We start from the raw sequence: 21487 nt of genomic DNA, 5'->3' as shown, positions 1-21487 counted from the left end.
TTATTGGTATTAGAATCCAGCTACACTTAAACAATGACTATCGAAAAATATAAGAAATCATCATGAATAGACCTTCTTTTTCTACTGTTGTTTTGATTTTACTGGTGTCATTAGGCGCTTATCATTGGTGGAACAAGCAACATGCTCAGACCCTGATTACACAAAATGATTCTGCACAAGATATGGATTCAGTCCGGGCAAATAATGCAGTACGTCAGGGGCGTGAAGTCATTCATCTGTATACCGCGACATGGTGTAGCTACTGTAAGCATCTAAAGGCGAGTCTCGATGCGAGCGGTGCACCTTATTTAGACCACGATGTTGAAAATTCAACCGAAGGGAAGCGTTATGCCGAAGAAAATCATATTTCAGGTGTACCCGTGACAGTCGTTGGTCATGAGACGGTTGATGGATTAGATGTGGATCGCTTGCAGTCGGTTTTTTATCATGCAGGATATGAAGTGAAGGGGCTGGAGATGTGAGTAACAATCACAATGCTTTCACAATAGCCCCCACAATCTCCGTCGCCTGCTGAACAATACTATCCCGATACGCTTCAAATAAAGCATCGCTGATCTGATCGTCATCACCTGGCTTAAAGTTGGTCATGACAGGTACATGCAGATGACCTGCAAGAATATAAGGGTTATAGATATCCCTCAGTAGCGTATTGCGATAGCCACTTTCGTTAGAGAGATAGTTTCCACCGCTGCCTTTTTGTGCACAAGCATTGGCAAGGGGTGCAGCAGGAATTTTGGGCGGCGGGGCTTCGCTGTTAAAATCTTGAGTAGTCATCTTCTGGCAATCTGGGAAAACACTGTAGGGTGTATGCCAGATGACATCATAACCACCCAGCTTTGCGGTTTCAGGATTAACGATTGATTTCCCTGTATGGGCAGCCAAAATGGCGTTGACAGGCAGACTCGTCACGGTAAATTGCTTGGGCTTATCCTGAACCCATGGACGAGGGTTATAACCCAGAATGTCAGCAGGTGGATCAATACTGGCGTCTTCAACAGAAGGTAAAGTTGCAGGGATGATGCGGCCAGCATTATCCGCAAAATTCGTTGCATGATAACGACCATGCCAGTTCTCAATCCAAAAAACGCCTTTGCCACCTTGACTCATCGTAATTGAAGCCAGCACATGATCTTTGCCTTGAAAGAAGGGGGCTACTGTATATTCCTGCATGCCTTTTTGGAAATCACTGTAGTTCACAGGTAGTAAGTAGGTTTGGATGACGGCTGTGGACCCATCCGGTAGCTTGAAGGTCTTGCCATCTAAAGCCAATGCGATAGCGCCTGAAGGATTACCAATACGAATCTTTGTCGATGGGTGATCTGCTCCTGGCGTTCCTAGCGTAAAAGGATCAAATCCACTGATGATGATTGTTTTCACATGTGAATCGGAAGGGAACAGAATGGAATATTGTCCACGTGAAGCACGTTCTAAGATCCACTGTAATTCTTCGCGCTGTGTTTGAGTGAGTGTGAATGAGGGTTTCCACTGCCGCAAAATTAATGTCATTTGCAAGCGTGCCCAGTACAGCATTCGATCATCACTCTGCGGTACGGTACCCTGAATTTCCTGACCTTGGACACGATTAACAGCAGCTTGCCACAGTGCTATTCCAGCACTTTTGACCAATCTTTGACTGTCATCAAATGATTTGATCGTCTGGATATCACATAAGTCGTGAGAAAATTGAGGTGCGAAACGATCAAATCCGGATGCTTCAAGGATTTGAGTTGCGAAAGGTTTGCCATTTAGTACTAAGACATTCTTGAGACGTTGTTCTTCATAGGATGGCAGTATCGCCGTATCTAAGCAATTGGAGTTCCATAGAGGGGTATTGATCAGAGGTGCTTGTAACGAGGAATTCGAGAGATCTTTTTGACATCCAGCCATGATTGCAATGAGCGCAATCAACGAGAGCCTTTTAACCCTTTGAGTGCGATGTTTTAAAGAGCGCATGGGGATGTCTATCCTTGAATCAAATCATACAAAATGGAATCGTAGCATAACGATTCCACTTGAACTCATATTCTCAGATTCAATTCACTCCGACCAGCTCTACCCATTTACCGTCTTTGACTTGGTATGCTGTAATCTGTCCTGTTTTCAAATCGCCTTTGTCATCAAACTGGATCTGATTGGTGACGCCTGCATAATTGGTGTCTTTGATTTTTGGGGCATATACTTTGGGGTCAGTTGAATTGGCAGCCTGCATAGCCTTGGCAATCACTTGGGTCGCATCATAGTAATAAGGCGAATAGAGCTGTACAGGGCCATACTTCTGTTCAAAACGCTGTTTGAAGGAGGCTCCTTGTGGCATCTTTTCAAGAGGCAGACCCGCAGAAGTGATCACGACTCCTTCCGCAGATTTTCCTGCCAATTTGATGAACTCAGGCGTGTTCATGCCATCGCCACCAATAAACTGTGCGTTAATGCCTAGATTTCGCACTTGAATGATCATTGCAGCCGCTTGACCATCATTCCCAGCAAAGAAAATCAGATCAGGGTTCTTACCTTTAATCCGGGTGAGCACCGCATTAAAGTCGGTTTCTTTGTCGCTGGCAGATTCACGGGTAATCAAATTGCCATTGATTGTTTTGAGGTATTTTTCAAACTCATCGGCCATGCCGACACCATAGGCACTACGATCATCAATGATCGCGATGCGTTTTGCGCCGAAATGTTGTGCTGCGATTTTTGCCAGAGTTTGGCCTTGCTGCACATCGTTGGCGATCAAACGAAAGGCGAAAGGAAAGCTTTGCTGCGTGTATTTCGGATTGGTCACTGCGCAGGCGATAAGGGGAATGCCTGCTGCATTATAGAGTGCTGATGCGGGAAGAGTTGTACTGGATGTGGTATGACCGATGGCAGCATTGACATGCGCGTCGACCAGCCGCTGCGCAGCTGCGGTTGCGTTGCGAGGGTCAGCCTGATCATCTTCGCTTTGAATTTTAAAGACGACAGGTTTACCCGCGATCACAAGTTTTTGTGCGTTTAAATCATCGATGGCCAGACGTACACCATTCTCTTCATCCTTGCCATAGTGGGCCAGTGCTCCGGTCAGTGCACCAACTACACCAATCGTAACGGTATTAGTATTCGCATCTTCAGTTTTCTTACCACACTGGCTTAAGGCAATGCCGATTAAAGCGATGCCAAAGACTTTACTGAAACGGATGACAGGGGCGGCGATTGGACTATGTAGGTTCATGCTATATCTGAATCGTATAAAAATATCATATAGAAAGATAACATGAAATTAGAGCCTTCTATATTCATTTTATGGGAAAGCATGTGCTTAAGGATGCAAGCTCATTTACGCTGATGAGGTCTGCTGTTCAATGATTCAAAGGATTTGGTCGGAAATAAACGTGCTTAACAATTCACTACGTCATTTATAGCGAGACATGCGCTATTGTTATGACTTTGCTACACCTATTTTTGAATTGGGCGATTTAAGGAATATGATCATGACACGTCGTTTATTGACAGCGGTTGCATTATCTACGGTACTGTTGACCACCTTGCCAAGTTGTGGCTATAACACCTTGCAGGCCAAAGACGAGGCCGTCAACGCCAGTTGGTCGGAGGTATTGAACCAATATCAACGCCGTGCTGATCTCATTCCGAACCTTGTGAATGTGGTTAAAGGTTATGCAACGCATGAAGAAAAAGTGTTGACTGAAGTGACTGCTGCGCGTGCTTCTGTTGCAGGGATTAAAGCGACGCCTGAATTGGTGAATGATCCTGTAGCGTTCCAGAAGTTCATTGATGCACAGAATCAACTGCAAGGCTCATTATCTCGTTTGATGGCTGTGACCGAAAACTATCCGGATCTTAAAGCCAACCAGAATTTCCTTGATTTGTCTTCGCAATTAGAGGGCACGGAGAATCGCATTACCGTGGCACGCAACCGCTATATCTCCACGGTACAGGACTACAACGTGACCGTGCGTCAGTTTCCATCCAACCTGACCGCTAAAGTGACTGGCATGCACACCAAACCCAACTTCAGTGTTGCCAATGAAGCGCAGGTTTCACAAGCCCCTACGGTTAGTTTTAGCGGATCATAACGCATGAATGCTCGCGCTTTTGCGACCTCATCAATGATGCGGCTCTATACGCTGCTGCTCGTCATGCTGGTGAGCATGATCGGGCAGTCGATTGCTTGGGCTGCTGAAGATGATGCGGATGCCGTTATCGCCGCTCAAGTTGCTAAAACAACGGCTTTAAAGCCAGTTAAAGATTTGGTAGCGACGCCGTTAGCAACCAGATCAGCCAGTGCACCAGTGGCCTCCGCCGCCAGTACACCTGCGGCAGTTGACGCTGGAGGTGGCTTTTTAACACTGCCTACGCTTAATACTCCCGTGATTGATCAGGCGAGTGCGCTGAGTGCTGCAGAGAATCAGCAGATCAGTGATAAGCTGCGTGCAATTCATACCGCCGGTCGTGCCCAAATTGGTCTGATTCTGGTCAAAACGACGCAAGGTGAAACCATTTTTGATTATGCGGGTCGGGTGTTTACTGCTTGGAAGTTAGGGGATGCCGCGCGCGATAATGGCTTATTGATCGTTGTTGCCGTGCAAGATCGCAAGATGCAGATTTTAACCGGCTATGGACTTGAGGGCATTATTCCAGATGTCATCGCTTCTCGAATCATCCGCGAACAAATTACCCCGCAGTTTAAGACAGGCAATTATGCGGCGGGTTTGAATGCTGGGATTGATCGCATCGATAGTATTTTGCAACAAGATCCTGAGACTGCAAAAGCAGCAGCAGACCAATTAAAAGCGGAACAACAGGCATCGCATTCTGGTCAAGGTAATGTGGTTTCTGGTAGTCTGATTTTAATCTTGCTGGTTTTGGTTGTGGTCGGTCAGTTCACCCAAATGATCTTTGGTCGGGTACTCAATTCAACTGGACTTGCAGCAGCAGGTGTAGGGGTTGGCCTCTTCTCCGGTCTGGGTCTGGCCGGCAGTTTACTGCTGGGCGGAGGCGTGTTTATTTTATTGCTTGTGGGTATTTTGCCGTTCTTGAATATTCTGATGAGCATGAGTGGCCGAGGCGGAGGCGGTTCGGGTGGCGGCGGCTATGGCGGTGGTGGTGGTTCATTTGGCGGCGGAGGCGCTTCGGGCTCATGGTAACTGATGTTTTACAAACAAAGTTAGATCCGAATCATCTGATCGAGACGACAAGTTTTATGCGCTGGCTAAAGCAGTTATTTTACTTTCGCTGGCAGGAGCGTTATCAGTTCGATACTGCTGCACGATCTGCGATTGAGCAGGCGGTCAAAGCTGCGGAGGCAGGTCATGCAGGCGAGATTAAGGTTGTTATTGAGGGGCATCTCCCTTTAAATACTGCCTTATTCCAAGGGGCAACAGGTCGCGCACGTGACTTGTTTGCATCGTTGGGTGTCTGGGATACCGAACTCAATAGTGGTGTGTTGTTGTATATTAATCTCTGTGAGCATCGCGTTGAAATCGTGGCAGATCGTGGCATTAATGCCAAAATTGCGCCTGATCGCTGGCTGACGATTTGCCAGCAAATCACCGCCAAGCTTGGTGATAATAAACATCAGCATGGTGTGGTTCTGGGTATCGAGTTGATCGGTCAAACTTTGCTTGAGTTTTATACAGTTCTTGATTCTGAAGCGGGGAATGAACTCAGTGATGCTGCTCTTTTTTTATAAAAAATTAATCTGTATATAATTTAGACATTTGATTTCGTTTGGTGATATTTATACCAACCAAATGGTATAAAAATAAGCTATAGTTCAATTAGTGTGATTTACATCACATTTCTGTGGTAAATGGCGACGTCGACTGAGCTATTTCTGTTGTTTATTAAACACTTTTTTCTTTATTCCTTGTAAATTTCTATACAGAGGTTGTTGTCTCGTCATGTCCAAAATTAACTTAAATGGGTTGTCTAGTATCGATGGTTTTCTTGCTGCAGCAGTTGTTGATAGTGACAGTGGTCTTGCATTGGCAGTCGCAGGCTCAGGAATTGATCTAGAGCTGGCTGCGGCGGGTAATACGGAAGTTATTCGTGCAAAACGCAAAGTTGCAAGTGCACTGAAACTGAATGACAGCATCGAAGATATTTTGATTACCCTTGGCAAGCAATATCACCTGATTCGCCCGCTGGAACGCAATGATAAGTTGTTTATCTACGTGGTACTTGATCGTAGCAAGTCAAATCTTGCAATGGCGCGCCATGAATTGAAATCCTTTGAAAAAGAACTCGATTTTTCTTGATTCAATGAAATCAGGCAGTGAGAGCTTTCTCACTGCTTTCACCTTAAATTTTTTTAGTGACACTTCAAGATGAGCATGCCGCAAAGTTCAGTGGATATATCAATCGTCGGTCTCAGTGTGGGGACGACCGTAACGATTCGAAATTGTCTTCGTCAGATTATTCCAAGTCATTTCGATTTGCGCTGGGTGAATCTTGCAGAGCCGACTGTTGATTTATTGATTGTACATAGCGCATTTGTAGATTCTGCGAATGTGTCCAGGATGCTATCTGGTCGTCAGATTCCTATACTAAAAGTTTCTACCGAGTTTGGGCTAGACGGGGTCTTTAGAAATGAGACGTTGTATTTACCGATTGCAGAATTAACATCACTACAAGAGTGGCTCTATACCAAGCTCCCTAAACTATCTTCGTTGCCAATTAGTCATTTTCTTTCGCAAAAATCAGATCAATTGATCAATCAACAGATTGATTTTTCGCTATTTGAAAAAGTACACGACAAAGAAGCGGGTCCAACAAAAATTTTAAATGCGGACGGTTTGATCGGGATTGTCAATACGCGCAAAGAGCAGATATGGTTAACCAAAGCTGAGTCGAAAACCGATCAAGTCGACCATACGTGGCAAGTGATGTATTCGACCAATAAAGATGGTCGTGAAGTTGTTGATTCGCCTAATGATTTACGCCAGTGGATTTGGCAAACCTTATGGCAGGCTGATCGTTTACTAACACTTGCTTCCCCAGAGGACTATATCCATTTGAAGTTCTGGCCTCATCCAAAGGTATCTGATCGGAAAGATACCTTACGTATGGCTGCATATTTCGAGCATGGTTATAAAGTGCGTGAGGTGGCCGAGAAGAGTCAGATTTCTTTGCCACGTGTTCAGCATTTTGCTTCTTCACTGATTGCCGCAAATCTTGCGAAGCATTCTCTTGCCGAGTTTAGTCATTCATCGGTTGCACGAGGGATGATGTCTGGCCGCGAAGCTTTGGGATTACGTGGATTTTTTTCTAAATTACGACTTCGTTTAGGGTTGTAGTCTTTTTTGATGACGATGAATTAAATATGCAACAATACAAAATCGTATTCAGTGGTCCTATGGGGGCAGGTAAATCGCAAGCGATTGCCAGCTTATCGGATATTTCTGTTCTAACGACAGAAGTGACGAATACCGATCAGGAAGCACACCAGAAGATGCTGACTACAGTAGGCATTGATTACGGTGAGATTACTTTAGACTCTCATACCAAGATCGGGCTGTATGGTACACCGGGTCAGCAGCGTTTTAGCTTCATTTGGCCGATTATCGCGCAAGGCGCTTTGAGTGTAGTCATTCTTATTGACCATACGGCTGCAAATCCGCTTGATGATTTGCAACATTATATTCACGCCTTTGAGGGGAAAATAAATCATCTTGTCATCGGTGTGACCCATGTCGATGAGATGCTTGAGCGCCCAGTTGCGATCTATCGGGAGTGGTTGGAGAAGAACGAGCTCAACTATCCTTTATTTACAGTGGATGCTAGACATCGCGAAGATGTTTTGCTGTTGGTTGAAGTGATCATTGCTTCCTTTGAGGCGCGTATGAATGTTAAAGACGGGGAGTAGTGAGTATGAATGGTTTGAATGTTCCATTAGGAAGGAAAGCCCCTCAGGTTCTGGTTCAGGCTGCGCATATTGAAATCGGTGCCTTATTGAATGATCTACAAGGCATTGATAGTGTGCTGCTCGCATCTACAGATGGCTTTGAGCTCACGTCGGTGCATAAAAAGCCAGTTTTCGAGGCCGGTAAATTTGCGGCTGTGAGTAGTTCGATTCTGGCACTGGTAAAGGCATTCTTAACCGAGATCAATTTAGTCGGCTGTCAGTCAATTACACTGGATGCGGAAAATGGGAAAGCCTTGATTGTTTCTATTCCTGCGGCAGATCATCCGATGGTGATGGTAGTTATTACGGACAGTACAGTTTTACTCGGCAACTTACTTCATAGAATTAAAGTAAGCTCACAGAAGATTGCTCAACTTGAACGGCAATATAGCGCTTGAACGCAAACGCAATTTTCTGGTTTGATTGAAAGGATATTTTTGTTTATTATTTAAGCAAATATTAGATTTATATTGCCAAAGAATCTCTGTGCGGCTACTATCAAATTGTAAATAATATGTAATTAATAAAAGTAGTTCGCAAGCCCCTACTGAGCAGGGAGTATCAGTATCATGAATACCCTAGTGACACAAGCTGACGATAAATCTGCCGTACAGCCTTCATATTCCAAGATTTTAGAACTGACTCCTCACAAGGGTTGGGCTGCAGAGTTTTGGCAGTCTTTGACGCCACTTAAAGATCAAGTCGCTAATCATCCTTTTTTTCAAGATATTGCCGATGGCAAAATGACCCATGAGGGGTTTAAATACGCGCTGCTGAATCTTTATCCATTGGTTGGGCATTTCCCTTCTTATATGGCGCTGAACTTGGCCAAAGCGATTCGTTTTGAACAACCTGGCGTGCTTGAAGCACGTAATTGGCTGATCCGTAACATCAAAACAGAAGAGCGTCATTTATTTTGGTATCGTGATTGGGCTGAGGGTTTTGGTGTACCGATTTCTGCACTCAATCACGTTACTCCGCCACCTGCGATGAATGCTGTCAACCATTTCTTATGGAATATCAATACTTACGGCACACTGGCTGAGGGTATTGCTGCAACTAATCTTGCGATTGAATGGGCCACAGGAGATTGGACCATCAAAGTATTCAAAGGAATGCAGGCTTATGCAAACAAAGCTGGGATGACGATTGATACGCGTACGCTGGCTTGGCTTCGTGCGCATGCGCAGTATGATGATGAGCATCCGCATGAAGCGATGGAGTTAGTGAAGCGTCTGTGTGACCATGATCCTGTACAACAAGAAAAAGCCCGTCATGCGGCTGAACAGGGTTTAGGCTATTATCATCTCGCGATTGACCATTGCTATGGTGCGATTTGACCATCTTGGCCGAGTAGATGCATACACTTATTGAGCTTCAGGTTATTCCGGCAAGCGATTTAACACGATCTGATCATCAGGCTATTCGAGATTTATGCACGCGTGCATATGCAGAAGATGTCTGGTGTGACTATGACTATCTGAATTCGGCCTATCATGTGATTGGACGTGATGATGGGGTTATCGTGTCACATGCACTCTGGGTAGATCGCTTGTTAGTTGTGGGCCAAGGGACGCCCCTTAAGACGGCTTATGTCGAATATGTTGCCACTGAGCCCACCCGACAAGGACAAGGTCTGGCCTCGCAATTACTCAAGTTCCTGATCGACTATATCCAGAATGATGAACTGCAATTCATTGACCCACAGGTTCCTGCCTCGCGTTATCAATTGGCCGCTTTATACCCTGAGAATACTGCATTTTATGCGCGTTTGGGGTGGGAGCTTTGGCAAGGGGCTTTGCATATTCGTCAGGATCGACAGTTGATTGCCACGCCCAATGATGCAGTCATGATTCATCGCTTAGGTACGACGCCTAATCTTTCAATAGAAGATAGTCTTTCTGCCGAGTGGCGCATTGGTGAACTCTGGTAGTCAGTATGCACACCATTCGGTCAATTTAACGCTATCATAGCGTTATTCATCTTGCTGTATTTTTGCCTATGCAACCCCCTGATCTTATTTTCCTCGGTTTCTTTGCCTTCTGTGCCGGATTGATTGACTCGGTGGTTGGCGGGGGCGGCCTGATTCAAATTCCTGCGCTGTTCAATGCGCTGCCGAACGCTTTACCCGCAACGATTTTTGGTACTAATAAAATTGCTGCAATTTCCGGGACGCTCTCTGCCGCATGGTCTTATGTGCGCCGTGTAAAGTTACCGTGGGCTCTGATTATTCCTGCAATGCTGGCTGCATTTGTCATGTCATTCACGGGTGCGGCGATCGTGTCCTTGATTCCAAAGTCCATTATGCAGCCCGTAGTCTTTGTTCTGCTGATCATCATGGCGATCTATACCTTTCATAAAAAGGAATTTGGTTTATTACATACCCATTTAGTCGTGGGGCGGCGAGAGAAATTACTGGGTATTTTGACCGGTGGTGCGATTGGTTTATATGACGGGGTATTCGGTCCAGGGACAGGAAGTTTTCTAATTTTTTTATTTATTCGGCTATTTTCATTTGATTTTCTGCATGCTTCCGCTGCGTCTAAATTGGTCAATGTGGCAACTAACGCTGCGGCGCTCTTGTATTTTGTCCCAACTGGGCATGTGCTGTGGCAGATCGCACTGATCATGGCGGCGTGTAATATCATCGGTTCGTTGGCGGGTACGCGACTAGCATTGAAGCATGGGGCCGGCTTTGTGCGGGTGTTGTTTTTAGTCTTGCTGATAGGTTTAATCGGTAAGATGGGTTGGGGGATGCTGAAATAGCTGTGCTCTACAACGATAGTTGTAATTGAGTCAGATATAAGACAAAACCCAGTATGACTGGGCTTTGTCTTACGGTGGTGGCTTCGAACGGGTCTAAAAACCAGATGCTGGGCTTGTCCAGATATTCCGGAAGAAAGAGTCGATGTAGCTGACTGTTATTTTCCCTGCATTGGGTGACGTTGTGGTAGGTGGTGTGATGGTTGCTTGCGTTTGTCCGAGTGGAATATTCGTCAAACTTTGACCTCCTCCGGCTGTTCCACTGACAGACACACATAAGGTGCTCGGAAGTAAGTTATTACTGGTGATCAGGGTCGTATTGGCAGAAGGCACGGTCCAACTCACAGTGAGTGGCGTACCACTTGCTGCGGAAGCGGGGAGCGCGGGGGATACATTCAGAGCGCTTGGGAAAATGGTTGTTGTGAGATCTGTTGAGGTGAGAGGGGGCGCAAACAGTTGGACTGGGTACGTTGCTAATGTTGTTGTCTGTGCGCCCGTTACATTATAGAGAGTCACTGTATAGTTTGCAGGTAGGCTCGACAGGTTAATTTGACCGATATGGGCATCATCCATGGCGTATACATTGCTATAGCAGTTCGTTGCAGGTTTGGTATTTGTTCCGGCATAACTGCTGACATCGCCGTTGGCAAGTGTTAGGGTGGTTGAGCTGCCATTGTTGAAGAATAGCAGGTTCGAATCGATGCCTAGACCTGTAACCGTTGCATAACTAATTGACAAGGGATTATTACTACTGTCTTTAAACGCACCATTATCGGTGATGTGCAGTTGTAGACCACTGCAGAGGGTGTTGTTGTTGTCGCCTTCAAACGCCTTCAAATCAATCTTGGCTTTCTGCTGATTGCCTAAAATACGCCAAGTACCAGCGCTCGTTTTATAAATAATATAGCTATAGCGACCCGTCGGTTTATTATTCTGGATCGCTGTAAAACTCACATTATAGGGACTACTCGCACCCGTCGGTAGTGTTGCAAAGGAGGGTGTGCTGGCTAATACAATGTCAGTAAACGCCAGTGATCCCCCAGTGACTTGAGTATTGCTTATAGTCTTTTGCAAATACGTGGAGAGTGATACGCCGTCTTGTACAAAATTGCTTTGATCAAAAAACGCCAATAATGATGAGGATGTTGAGGTGGGCTGATCGGCAAATACTACGGTTAAACTATTCAAAAAAGAAGCGATGGATTGCTGGTCACTGAGACTGGCACTGCCTACTGTAGACAAGGGTGTTGTCGGCGGTGCATTGAGCGTGCCACTGATTGAGCTGCCATTCAGCGCATTGGTGATCACTTCTGTTTTGCTCAGCGGATCAATGTTGACGTGAACCGCATCAAGCAATGCATCTAGCCCCGTGTGATTAACCGTAAAGGCCTGATGGAGTAAGTCAGGATTGGTTGAAGTGATGCCTATTCCTGAAAAGAGCGGCTGCAGTAGGGTATTTAATGATTGGACACCACTGGTGAGTGCTGTAGAGGTTAATGCCGCAGCAAAACCACCATTGGCAAATACGCTGTGGGGATCATTGCCTACAATATTTCCGACAATCACATCGGTGAGAGGGGTGACATTGACCGTTGCGTTACTATTGGCGTAATCCGCGAAGGTGACTGCGGAGTGCAGGTAATAGGTGGTTCCACCGATTTGATAGCTCACCTCAATCATCCATGGTGTTGCAAACCCTTCGACTTGGTCTAAGGTAAAAGCAAAATGTCCTTGGCTATCCACTGTTGTGCTTGCTGTTTTGGCGGGACCAGAAGAGTCTTTGAGTGTTACCGTGGCATTCATGGCATTGGTAATGGGGCCATTTGCGGTGGCTGCGGTTCCACTGATTAGACTGGTTTGCAAGACACCGAGATTACTCGAGTCCGAGCCATCACCGCATGCGGTTAAAGAGAGGGTGATGACGCTTAACGCTGCAATGGATCGTAAATTTAACATGATGGAGGTTCTCTATTCTGTAAGGTGATTCGGTCATTTGATCAAAGCGCTTTTTGATTACAAATGACTGGTAATGGCGATAGAGGAAATATAGGTCGCGGGGGCTGATAGTGCGGGCATTGGTGCCAATGCACCGTTAGAGCCGATGGAGTAAACCGAGATATTGCTGCTACCGGTATCGGTGACATATGCGAATTTATCGGTCGGGTCTACAGCAATAGAATAGGGCGCATTGCCGACAACGGTCACAGGGGTTGAGATGGGAGACAATGCGCCATTCGAACCAATGGAGTATTCAAAAACACCCGCAGAAGTTGCCGCGTATAAGTACTGACCTGCAGGATCGATGGTGATGCCATAGGCTCCTGTTGCCGTCATTGGTGAGGTGGCAACGGGGGATAGTGTGCCATTCGCAGTAATGGAATATTCAGAAATGAGGGAGCTGCCCGTCACCAGATACACATATTGTCCTTTTGGGTTCACAGCAATGGCGTTGGGTCTAGCACCGGAGAGATCCAGCGTGGTGAGGAGTGACAATGCGCCATTAGTTCCAATGGCATATTCTGAAACCGAATCATTGTCGCTGGCGCCATTAGCGGCATAGGCGTATTGACCTGTAGGATCAATGGCGAGTGCTGAGGGATATTCACCTGCTGGAGAACTGGACGTTGCAGACGGCATTGTAGACAGGGCACCATTGCTACCGATTGTATAGCTGAAGATCGTCCCAGTCGTATTATCGGCGACAAAGGCATATTGACCCGTTGGGTCTGTAGCAATGGCGAAACCATAAGCCGATGTGGGTAACAGGAGTGTAGACGCTAAGGTAAAGGCACCATTATTGCCAATACTATAGTTATAGACACTGCTATTGGTTGGATTGACTAAATACGCATGCCCTACCGTTGGTACGGAAGTCGTTGTACTGTTTGAACCACTGCCACACGCTGCTAAAAACAGCGGCATTGTTAAGCCCACTAAAATCGTTATTTTTTTCATCATTTCATCCCCCGGCGTAAAAAGATCTAGCAGAAACACTCTTTGCCGATATTGAGGGCGTCTTGAGATGTAATCTGTGTTTGAGTCCGGCAATGCATGGCAAAACTTGAGCATTCATTGTCGATGGGCTCATGCTAGAGAGGCTTTAAACATGTACTTTGAGGGATGTGTTGCTCGATGGTTCTTTTTTAGGATGAGATTGTAAATCTTCTAATTGTCTTCACCTTCCCAGTATTCCATGGTTTTGGACTGATCATAGCCTTCTTGAACCAAACGAACCTGAATACGCCCACTGTCGGTATAGAGGGTCACTTCATGTGGACTTTTCTCTCCAATGATGAGATAGCGGCAGGTTGTGTCACTGTGATTGATCAGTGTATGCCCTGCTTTTTGACCCGCAGGAAAGCAGACATAATCCTCTTTTGAAAGCTCAAATGTTTTGTCACCAAGACGTAGAGTAAGGCTGCCTTCAAGAATATAAAGGTGCTCTTCTTCGAGCATATGGTAATGCGCAGGACCCGATTGTTTGCCCGGCTCAAGCTCTTCAAGACATACGCCGACATGTGTTCCCCCGCCAAATTTATCGAGTCGTTTGAAGCGACTGGCAAAGCGTTGCCCATGAGCAAACTCCTCCCAAGGTGCTTCATCTGTGGAAAACGGCTCAAAGATGCCATCGGCATTGATCGAAGAGTTTCTTTCTGCCACAGCGGTAATCTCCATCAATCTTAATCAAGACTATAGTTTGACTTTAAATTTCATTTTGAACGGAAAGTCCATCGTACAAGGCTGCCCAGAACAAAGCGCAGGTTTATATTTTGCTTTTAGCAGGACAAATGCGATGGGGTTTGTCATTTCTGGATCTGGAATCTGATAAAACTTAACGCTTTGTCCATCGCCCTTTGCATCGATACTGACGGTTGCAAACAAGTCGCCACTGGCCAGCACGACGCTCTGAATTCTGACAATATCATTCATGAGCGGTTTCATGCCATTTATTGGGTAAGGCGGCTCATCTTGATCGCCTAGTTTCTCATATTGATTTTTTACATAAGCGACTTCGTTTGGCGTTAAATCAGCATAGCGTTTATTGAAATCAATATCACCTGTCGCGGTGACTGCGGGGATATTGGATCCTGTTGTCGGTGTTTCTTGATGTAAAGTGTATTGATCTGCAGCATTTGCCATTATGCTGATTGAGGCAGTAATGGTAAGTAGAAATAAATGGAATCGAAGCACAATAAAATCCTTTAAAAAATAAAGATCGCTATCAATGAGCAACAATTTGTTTTGGACTAAATTGTTATATCGTAAGAGAATAACCTAAATTTTCCATTAGGTTAAGTTGATTGCTTGGAATCTTATGATAGGGATGAAGAACAGAGGAGAGTCACGTTCTAATTCACAAAAAAAGACATGTCTTTTAATAATTTTATATTAATGTATCGGGTGATATGAAAATATGGAGTTTGATGATGAAAGCAGTTGGATATAGTCAGTCTTTACCGATCGACCATCCAGAGTCGTTACTGGATATTGAACTGCCTGAACCGCTCATTGGTGATCATGATTTGTTGGTTGAGGTTCGTGCGGTTTCGGTGAATCCCGTGGATACCAAGGTGCGTAAAAATGCACAACCACCCATTGGTGAGTACAAAGTGCTGGGCTGGGATGCAACGGGTATCGTTAAAGCGGTGGGTCCTAAAGTCACGTTATTTAAGCCGAATGATCGCGTGTGGTACGCAGGTTCGATTGCTCGTGCGGGCAGTAATAGTGAACATCATGTGGTTGATGAGCGTATCGTTGGTCGCTTGCCTCATAGTCTTGATTTTGCGGCGGCTGCGGCATTGCCTTTGACCAGTATTACGGCATGGGAATTGTTATTTGAGCGTCTGCAAGTGGTGGAAGGCAAGGCCGATCGAGGTCAAACACTCTTGATTATTGGTGCTGCGGGCGGTGTAGGTTCAATCTTGACGCAATTGGCAAGGCAACTTACTGGCCTTACTGTGATTGGCACGGCTTCGCGTCCAGAAACCACCGAGTGGGTCAAAGCACTGGGCGCTCATCATGTCATCGACCATAGTAAACCGTTGTCTGAAGAGTTAGAGCGTATTGGTATTTCTGAAGTGACTTTTGTCGCAAGTTTGACGCAAACCGATCAGCATTATGATCAAATTGTTGCCTCCTTAGCCCCGCAAGGGCGTCTAGCACTCATTGATGATCCAGCCAAACCATTGGATATTATGCAACTGAAAAGGAAGTCGATTTCACTGCATTGGGAACTGATGTTCACCCGTCCGATATTTCATACAGCCGATATGATTGAGCAGCATCATTTGCTCAACCGCGTATCTGATCTGATTGATCAAGGTGTGTTAAAAACGACTTTGGGTGAAAATTTTGGCAAGATCAATGCGGAAAATTTACGCCGTGCCCATGCTTTCATTGAAAGTGGGCAGGCAAAAGGCAAGATTGTTCTTGAAGGGTTCTGATCTTGGTTTTATAGCCGTTACATCAGCTCGCTGCTTGTGGCTCGGTGCGATTGTTGACGGCCTGTGAGCTGATATCACTGGCAGACCCTGCAATCGCCGACTGATAAGTGAGCGCGCCATTCGTTCCGATGGCGTAGACCGAAATGTTGGCTGAGTCTGTATTGGTGACATAGACGGATTGGTTGGAAGGATCAACCGCAATGGTATAGGGTGCCGTGCCAGTGGCGAGAGCAACCGGTGTCGAAACTTCTGTCAATCCACCATCCGACGCAATACTGTATTGATGTATGCCTGTTGTTGTGACGACATAGGCATACTGTCCATTCGGGCTTATCGCTAGATCATAAGCGCCTACTGTGGACACTGGAGACTCTGCTGTAGAGGCCAGTGAGAGCGTGCCATCGGTGCTACTGATAGTATATGTTGAGATCAGTGTATTTCCGGTCAGAACATAGACCACTTGTTTGTTCGGGTTGCTGACGATGGCATTGGGAATGGTATTGGATAAGCTTAGAGTGCTATTGAGGCTTAATGCCCCAGTGCTATCTAGGGTGTATTGCGTAATCGAGTTATTGCTTGTGCCGCTATTCGCGACATAGACATAACGACCTGCGGCATCTATCGTGAGCCCGATAGGATTTGCACCACTCGGTGAGTTGAGTGTGGCGACTGCAGAGGTGGACAATGCCCCTGCTTCGTCAATAGTGTAGGTGCTGAGTGCACCCGTTGTATTGTTAGCAACCAGCAGGTATTTACCCGCTAAGTCTGATGCCAGAGAAAAATCGGTGCCGGTGGTCGGCAGCGCAAGAGTTGATAGCAACGTGAGGGTATTCTCCGTCGTACTGCTGCTTCCTGTACTCGAATTATTTTGACGAATACTATAATCGTAGATACTGCTATTTGCAGGACTGACAAAGTAGGCATGACCAATTGTTGTGGTTTTTGTACATGCGGCAATGAAGAGCGGGATGGATAAGCTCACAACTAATGCTAGTTTTCTCATAGAGTTTGTTTCCCTTACCCGGCATATTTTGATCAGATTAAGTACCATCATAGTGGTGTTTTGCATCCAGATTTTGAGTGCCTCGTTATTAGATCGTATTTTTTTGCAACAGCTTTGTTATGGCCATAAAAAAACCTCACATTTTGTGAGGTTTTTTTGACATCATTCGTTGATTAGTAGAGTACGCGTACGCGCATGGTGCCCTCTACGCTTTGCAGTTTTTCAAATGCGCGAGCAGAGTCATCATCATCTACATCCATCACCAGATAACCGATGTCACCCTTAGTCATCAAGCTTTGTGCAGAGATGTTGATGTTGTTTTGCGCAAACAATGTGTTGACCGCAGACAATACGCCGGGGACGTTCTTGTGGATATGCAGCAGACGATGTGTGCCTTCTTGCTTCGGAATCGAAACTTCTGGGAAGTTGACCGAAGTGATGGTTGCGCCGCTATCAGAGTAGCGTACAAACTTATCAGCAACTTCTAGACCAATATTAGCCTGCGCTTCAAGGGTTGAACCACCGATATGCGGAGTCAGAATCACGTTGTCGTACTTACGCAGTGGAGACAAGAACTCTTCGTCGTTGGCTTTAGGCTCTTTCGGGAAGACGTCGATTGCTGCGCCTCCCAATTGGCCGCTTTCGATAGCCGCTGCCAAGTCATCAATCACCACACACGTACCGCGTGCAGCATTGATGAAGATTGAGCCTTTTTTCATTTTGGCAAACTGTTCTGCGGCCATCATGTTATTGGTCGATGGCAATTGCGGCACGTGCAGGGATACGACATCGGCAGAAGATAACAACTCATCCATGCTGCCGACTTGACGTGCATTACCTAAAGGCAACTTGGTGACGACGTCGAAGTAGATCACTTTCATACCCAGTGATTCAGCCAAAACAGATAACTGTGAACCAATCGAGCCGTAACCCACCAAGCCTAAGGTCTTGCCGCGCGCTTCGTATGAGCCTTCTGCAGATTTTGACCAGCCGCCACGATGCACCAATGCATTTTTTTCAGGAATACCGCGCAGTAACAGAATCAGTTGACCGAGTACCAGTTCAGCGACTGAGCGAGTATTAGAATAGGGTGCGTTAAATACAGGGACACCACGTGCGAGTGCTGCATCTAAGTCAACTTGGTTGGTTCCAATACAGAAACAACCGATAGAAGATAATTTGTTAGCGGCAGCAAGGACCTTTTCGGTCACGTTGGTGCGGGAACGTATACCCAAGAAATGCACGTCTTTGATCGCTTCGATCAGCGCATCTTCGTCCAGTGCGGTTTTGCGATAGTCAATGTTGGTGTAGCCATTTGCATGGAGCTCATCGAGGGCGGTCTGGTGAACGCCTTCAAGAAGCAAGAAACGGATTTTATCTTTTTCCAAAGAAAACTGCTGACTCATGATGTGCTCTCAAAATTAACGCAATTGGTGCTTCGCCACAAAATAGGCGGCTATGGTAACATATTACAATCTTTGATTGCTTGACCCTCCTTATAGGTTTTCTAACATGAATGCGCCACAAAACAGCTTAACAACCCCGATTTTGCCGCCTGAGTTGATTACCCGTTTACAGCAAGCTGTGGGCGAGGCGCGTGTGCATCTGGATAGCGATACCTTGAAAAACTGGGGTAAGGACTGGACCAAGCATTTCGAGCCTAATCCATCGGTCGTGGTTTTCCCGGCCAATACGTTTGAAGTGCAAGCAGTAGTGAAGCTGGCCAATGAGTTTGGCATTGCCATTACCCCAAGTGGTGGTCGTACTGGCTTGTCAGCGGGAGCTGTTGCGGCCAATGGCGAGATCGTGGTTAGTCTCGATCGCATGAATAAAGTCATTGATTTCATGCCTGCAGATCGTATGGTGCGGATTCAGGCGGGTGTGGTGACTGAGCAATTACAGCAATTTGCCGAAGAGCAAGGTTTGTACTATCCGGTAGATTTCGCGTCAGCCGGTTCCAGCCAGATCGGTGGCAATATTGGCACCAATGCTGGGGGGATTAAAGTCATCAAATACGGTATGACCCGTCAGTGGGTACTGGGCATGACGGTTGTGACCGGCAAAGGCGATATCCTGCGTTTGAATAAAGGCATGATCAAAAATGCTACCGGCTATGATTTACGTCATCTGATGATTGGTGCGGAAGGCACACTGGGTATCGTCTGTGAAGTGGACATCAAGCTAGAACGTCAGCCGCAGGATTTACGTGTCTTAGTTCTGGGTGTCCCCGAATTTGCCGCGGTGATGCATATTTTACAAGCCTTCCAAAATCGTCTGGACCTGACCGCTTTTGAGTTCTTTAATGAACTCGCGATTCAAAAGGTCATTGCCCATACCGGAATCCCACGTCCATTTGAATCACCATGCCCATTCTATGTGTTGCTTGAGTTTGAGGGTAAATTTGAAGCGGTGGTGGATGACGCGATGCAGACCTTTGAGCATTGTATGGAACAGGGTTGGGTGATTGATGGCGTGATGAGTCAAAATCAGACTCAAGCCGCGACTTTATGGCGCTTGCGTGAAGACATTAGCGAGATGATTGCGCCATTTACTCCGTATAAGAATGATATTTCAGTCTTGATCACTCATGTGCCTGCATTCATTGCAGATATTGACGCGATTGTGACTGAGTTCTATCCAGACTTTGAAATTTGCTGGTTTGGTCATATTGGGGATGGCAATTTGCATTTGAATATCTTAAAGCCTGCCAATCTGACTAAAGATGAATTCTTTGAAAAGTGTAAAGTGGTCAATAAGCATGTCTTTGAAACCGTGCAGAAATATGATGGTTCGATCTCTGCTGAACACGGGGTAGGCATGACCAAGAAAGACTATCTCCATTACACGCGTGATGAAGTGGAAATTGAGTATCTACGTGAAATCAAGAAAGTCTTTGATCCGAAAGGGATTATGAATCCTGGGAAGATTTTTTAAGTTGGTGATGCACTAAGGGCGTATTAAAAGTACGCCTTTTTCTGATGAACCTGAGATAAAAATAGTATGAAGATTTTGGTCATAGGAAACGGTTTTGATTTGGCCCATTATTTGCCCACAAGCTATAACCATTTTATGGGTGTGATGCAGGCAATTGAACAGTTATCAGATGAGAAGACTGAAATAGGTTTTGAAGATTTATTTGGTGCGCTAGCTCTAGATGAGAAATGGTTTTTTGGACGAACTAGAGAGTTGTATGCTGTTGAGTCTATAAAGTTTGATCTTGATATAATTAAGGATATTAAGGAAAAACTTAAAGAAAGTTCGTGGTATGCATATTTTAAGGATCACTTAGTTGAGATCGATACTTGGATCGATTTTGAAACAAAGATTGGAGAGGTGCTGGAAGTAGTTAGCTACTTACTTAACGAGTTTGAGAAAAAGAAGATAGAACTCGGAAGTTTCCCATCATTTGAAATCAGTGAGATAAAAAATGGAAATAATCATTGCGTCTTTATAGAAAGATCTAAAGCAGATTTATTAAGGCAGTTTAATTTTTTAGTTAATAAGAAGTCGGAAGAAAATGTTAAAAAAAGTAGGAGTATTAGCTGGGCAGGAATCGCAAAGGAACCCGATTGGTATGAACTAAACCCAGATTTTATAGCGTTCTATAAAAAAGAAATAATTGGATTGAAGCATCAAAAAGTTTTAGATGAACTAAAAAAAGATTTAAATTCATTTATAGAAATTTTTGATACTTATTTCTCTGCAATTATTAAAAAATTCAGTTCAAGAAAACCTTTTGTCGACTTATCTAATATATTTGAAGGCTTGATAGAGTTATACTCATTTAATTATACGTCAACTTTTATAACAAATTATATTAATTATAAAGAGCTAGTCCAAGTAAGTTACTTACATGGGCAAGCGGGGTGTATAGATAAGAAAATAGTACTAGGGATAAGTGAATTACCTAATAATATACTTAAGCAGCATAAAGCCTATGGATTTGTAAAATATCATCAGAAACTATTTAATGATACCGATTACTCATTTTTAAAAGAACATCATTTGCTCACTAAACATAAGGACCCTGAAGCTGTATATGACATTGTTTCAAAGTTGGAAATAGTTATATGGGGGCATTCATTAGATGTCTCTGATCAGGAGTATATAAAAGAAATATTCTCTTTTAATACCAAAAGACATGATGATTTATATGTTGAGGTTGTTATATTATTCCATGATGAGTCTTCAAAATTTTCAATGCTTGCTAATCTTCTTCATATTCTTGGGAAAAAATTAATTGAGAAGTGGATGAAGAGAAAATGGTTACTTTTTGAGAAAGTACCTGATATTTATAAACTTAACACAGAGATTTAAGTTTAAGTAAGTATACTCTAGGAAATTTTTAGTCTGAATTGT

At 44.9% G+C, this 21487-nt stretch carries 22 protein-coding genes; 14 read left to right on the top strand and 8 right to left on the bottom strand.

The annotated features are described in order from the left end of the window. The first annotated feature begins 62 nt into the window (after nt 1-62). Nucleotides 63-482, top strand: a complete 420-nt coding sequence (locus ACLHG7_RS16245; protein ID WP_410212007.1) for a glutaredoxin family protein — start codon at nt 63-65, stop codon at nt 480-482. Nucleotides 483-489: 7 nt separating this feature from the next. Here the strand turns inward: ACLHG7_RS16245 and ACLHG7_RS16240 are convergent, their stop codons facing one another. After that, nucleotides 490-1974: a hypothetical protein gene (locus ACLHG7_RS16240; protein WP_410212006.1), complete on the bottom strand. Its 1485-nt coding sequence runs from the start codon at nt 1972-1974 to the stop codon at nt 490-492. Nucleotides 1975-2053: 79 nt separating this feature from the next. Continuing rightward, complete coding sequence (locus ACLHG7_RS16235) at nt 2054-3226, bottom strand: branched-chain amino acid ABC transporter substrate-binding protein (RefSeq protein WP_410212005.1); 1173 nt, start codon at nt 3224-3226, stop codon at nt 2054-2056. Nucleotides 3227-3479: 253 nt separating this feature from the next. Between ACLHG7_RS16235 and ACLHG7_RS16230 the strand changes: the two genes are divergently transcribed. The 10 genes from ACLHG7_RS16230 (at nt 3480) to ACLHG7_RS16185 (ending at nt 10684) form a co-directional block, all read left to right on the top strand. Continuing rightward, nucleotides 3480-4088 (top strand): LemA family protein, encoded by a 609-nt coding sequence (locus ACLHG7_RS16230; protein WP_114898051.1) that lies wholly within the window; start codon nt 3480-3482, stop codon nt 4086-4088. A gap of 3 nt (nt 4089-4091) precedes the next feature. Next, entirely contained in the window at nt 4092-5159 is a 1068-nt protein-coding gene (locus tag ACLHG7_RS16225) for a TPM domain-containing protein (RefSeq protein ID WP_410212004.1), read from the top strand. Next, nucleotides 5153-5704, top strand: a complete 552-nt coding sequence (locus ACLHG7_RS16220; protein WP_410212003.1) for a TPM domain-containing protein — start codon at nt 5153-5155, stop codon at nt 5702-5704. Before ACLHG7_RS16225 ends, ACLHG7_RS16220 begins: the two co-directional genes overlap by 7 nt. A gap of 211 nt (nt 5705-5915) precedes the next feature. Continuing rightward, nucleotides 5916-6272 carry a roadblock/LC7 domain-containing protein gene (locus ACLHG7_RS16215; protein ID WP_410212002.1) on the top strand — a complete coding sequence of 119 codons (357 nt, stop codon included), beginning with the start codon at nt 5916-5918 and terminating at the stop codon, nt 6270-6272. A gap of 69 nt (nt 6273-6341) precedes the next feature. Next, on the top strand, nt 6342-7310 hold the full coding sequence (locus ACLHG7_RS16210; RefSeq protein WP_410212001.1) for a hypothetical protein: 969 nt from the start codon (nt 6342-6344) through the stop codon (nt 7308-7310). Between the two features lie 26 nt (nt 7311-7336). Next, a complete protein-coding gene (locus ACLHG7_RS16205; protein ID WP_410212000.1) occupies nt 7337-7879 on the top strand; it encodes a GTP-binding protein in 543 nt (180 codons plus the stop codon). A gap of 5 nt (nt 7880-7884) precedes the next feature. Further along, nucleotides 7885-8316 carry a roadblock/LC7 domain-containing protein gene (locus tag ACLHG7_RS16200; protein ID WP_410211999.1) on the top strand — a complete coding sequence of 144 codons (432 nt, stop codon included), beginning with the start codon at nt 7885-7887 and terminating at the stop codon, nt 8314-8316. 171 nt (nt 8317-8487) lie between these two features. Further along, on the top strand, nt 8488-9258 hold the full coding sequence (locus tag ACLHG7_RS16195; protein WP_410211998.1) for a TenA family transcriptional regulator: 771 nt from the start codon (nt 8488-8490) through the stop codon (nt 9256-9258). Nucleotides 9259-9275: 17 nt separating this feature from the next. Further along, nucleotides 9276-9851, top strand: a complete 576-nt coding sequence (locus ACLHG7_RS16190) for a GNAT family N-acetyltransferase (RefSeq protein WP_410211997.1) — start codon at nt 9276-9278, stop codon at nt 9849-9851. A gap of 68 nt (nt 9852-9919) precedes the next feature. Further along, nucleotides 9920-10684 (top strand): sulfite exporter TauE/SafE family protein, encoded by a 765-nt coding sequence (locus tag ACLHG7_RS16185; RefSeq protein WP_410211996.1) that lies wholly within the window; start codon nt 9920-9922, stop codon nt 10682-10684. A 93-nt stretch (nt 10685-10777) separates the two neighbouring features. Here the strand turns inward: ACLHG7_RS16185 and ACLHG7_RS16180 are convergent, their stop codons facing one another. From ACLHG7_RS16180 to ACLHG7_RS16165, 4 genes are all read right to left on the bottom strand, one after another. Further along, entirely contained in the window at nt 10778-12637 is a 1860-nt protein-coding gene (locus ACLHG7_RS16180; protein ID WP_410211995.1) for a hypothetical protein, read from the bottom strand. Between the two features lie 57 nt (nt 12638-12694). Continuing rightward, nucleotides 12695-13639: a lactonase family protein gene (locus ACLHG7_RS16175; protein WP_410211994.1), complete on the bottom strand. Its 945-nt coding sequence runs from the start codon at nt 13637-13639 to the stop codon at nt 12695-12697. A 207-nt stretch (nt 13640-13846) separates the two neighbouring features. Beyond that, on the bottom strand, nt 13847-14341 hold the full coding sequence (locus ACLHG7_RS16170) for a cupin domain-containing protein (protein WP_410211993.1): 495 nt from the start codon (nt 14339-14341) through the stop codon (nt 13847-13849). A 30-nt stretch (nt 14342-14371) separates the two neighbouring features. Next, nucleotides 14372-14821, bottom strand: coding sequence for a hypothetical protein (locus ACLHG7_RS16165; protein WP_410211992.1), 450 nt, complete (start codon nt 14819-14821; stop codon nt 14372-14374). A 287-nt stretch (nt 14822-15108) separates the two neighbouring features. Here ACLHG7_RS16165 and ACLHG7_RS16160 point away from each other — a divergent pair, with 287 nt between their 5' ends. Continuing rightward, nucleotides 15109-16125, top strand: coding sequence for a zinc-binding alcohol dehydrogenase family protein (locus ACLHG7_RS16160; RefSeq protein WP_410211991.1), 1017 nt, complete (start codon nt 15109-15111; stop codon nt 16123-16125). A gap of 22 nt (nt 16126-16147) precedes the next feature. Here ACLHG7_RS16160 and ACLHG7_RS16155 read toward each other — a convergent pair whose 3' ends face one another. Together ACLHG7_RS16155 and serA are read right to left on the bottom strand one after the other, a co-directional pair. Beyond that, complete coding sequence (locus ACLHG7_RS16155; protein ID WP_410211990.1) at nt 16148-17128, bottom strand: lactonase family protein; 981 nt, start codon at nt 17126-17128, stop codon at nt 16148-16150. A 173-nt stretch (nt 17129-17301) separates the two neighbouring features. Continuing rightward, entirely contained in the window at nt 17302-18534 is a 1233-nt protein-coding gene (serA, locus tag ACLHG7_RS16150; RefSeq protein WP_410211989.1) for a phosphoglycerate dehydrogenase, read from the bottom strand. Between the two features lie 106 nt (nt 18535-18640). Between serA and ACLHG7_RS16145 the strand changes: the two genes are divergently transcribed. Both ACLHG7_RS16145 and ACLHG7_RS16140 read left to right on the top strand, forming a co-directional pair. Then, nucleotides 18641-20062: an FAD-binding oxidoreductase gene (locus ACLHG7_RS16145; protein ID WP_410211988.1), complete on the top strand. Its 1422-nt coding sequence runs from the start codon at nt 18641-18643 to the stop codon at nt 20060-20062. 66 nt (nt 20063-20128) lie between these two features. Continuing rightward, entirely contained in the window at nt 20129-21445 is a 1317-nt protein-coding gene (locus tag ACLHG7_RS16140) for an AbiH family protein (RefSeq protein ID WP_410211987.1), read from the top strand. The last annotated feature ends 42 nt before the right edge of the window (nt 21446-21487 follow it).

It is taken from the genome of Aquirhabdus sp. (assembly GCF_046462495.1).
In the GTDB taxonomy this organism is placed as follows: domain Bacteria; phylum Pseudomonadota; class Gammaproteobacteria; order Pseudomonadales; family Moraxellaceae; genus Aquirhabdus.
The sequence above is the reverse complement of the archived record's forward strand: the minus strand, read 5'-3'. Positions and strand labels throughout refer to the sequence as shown.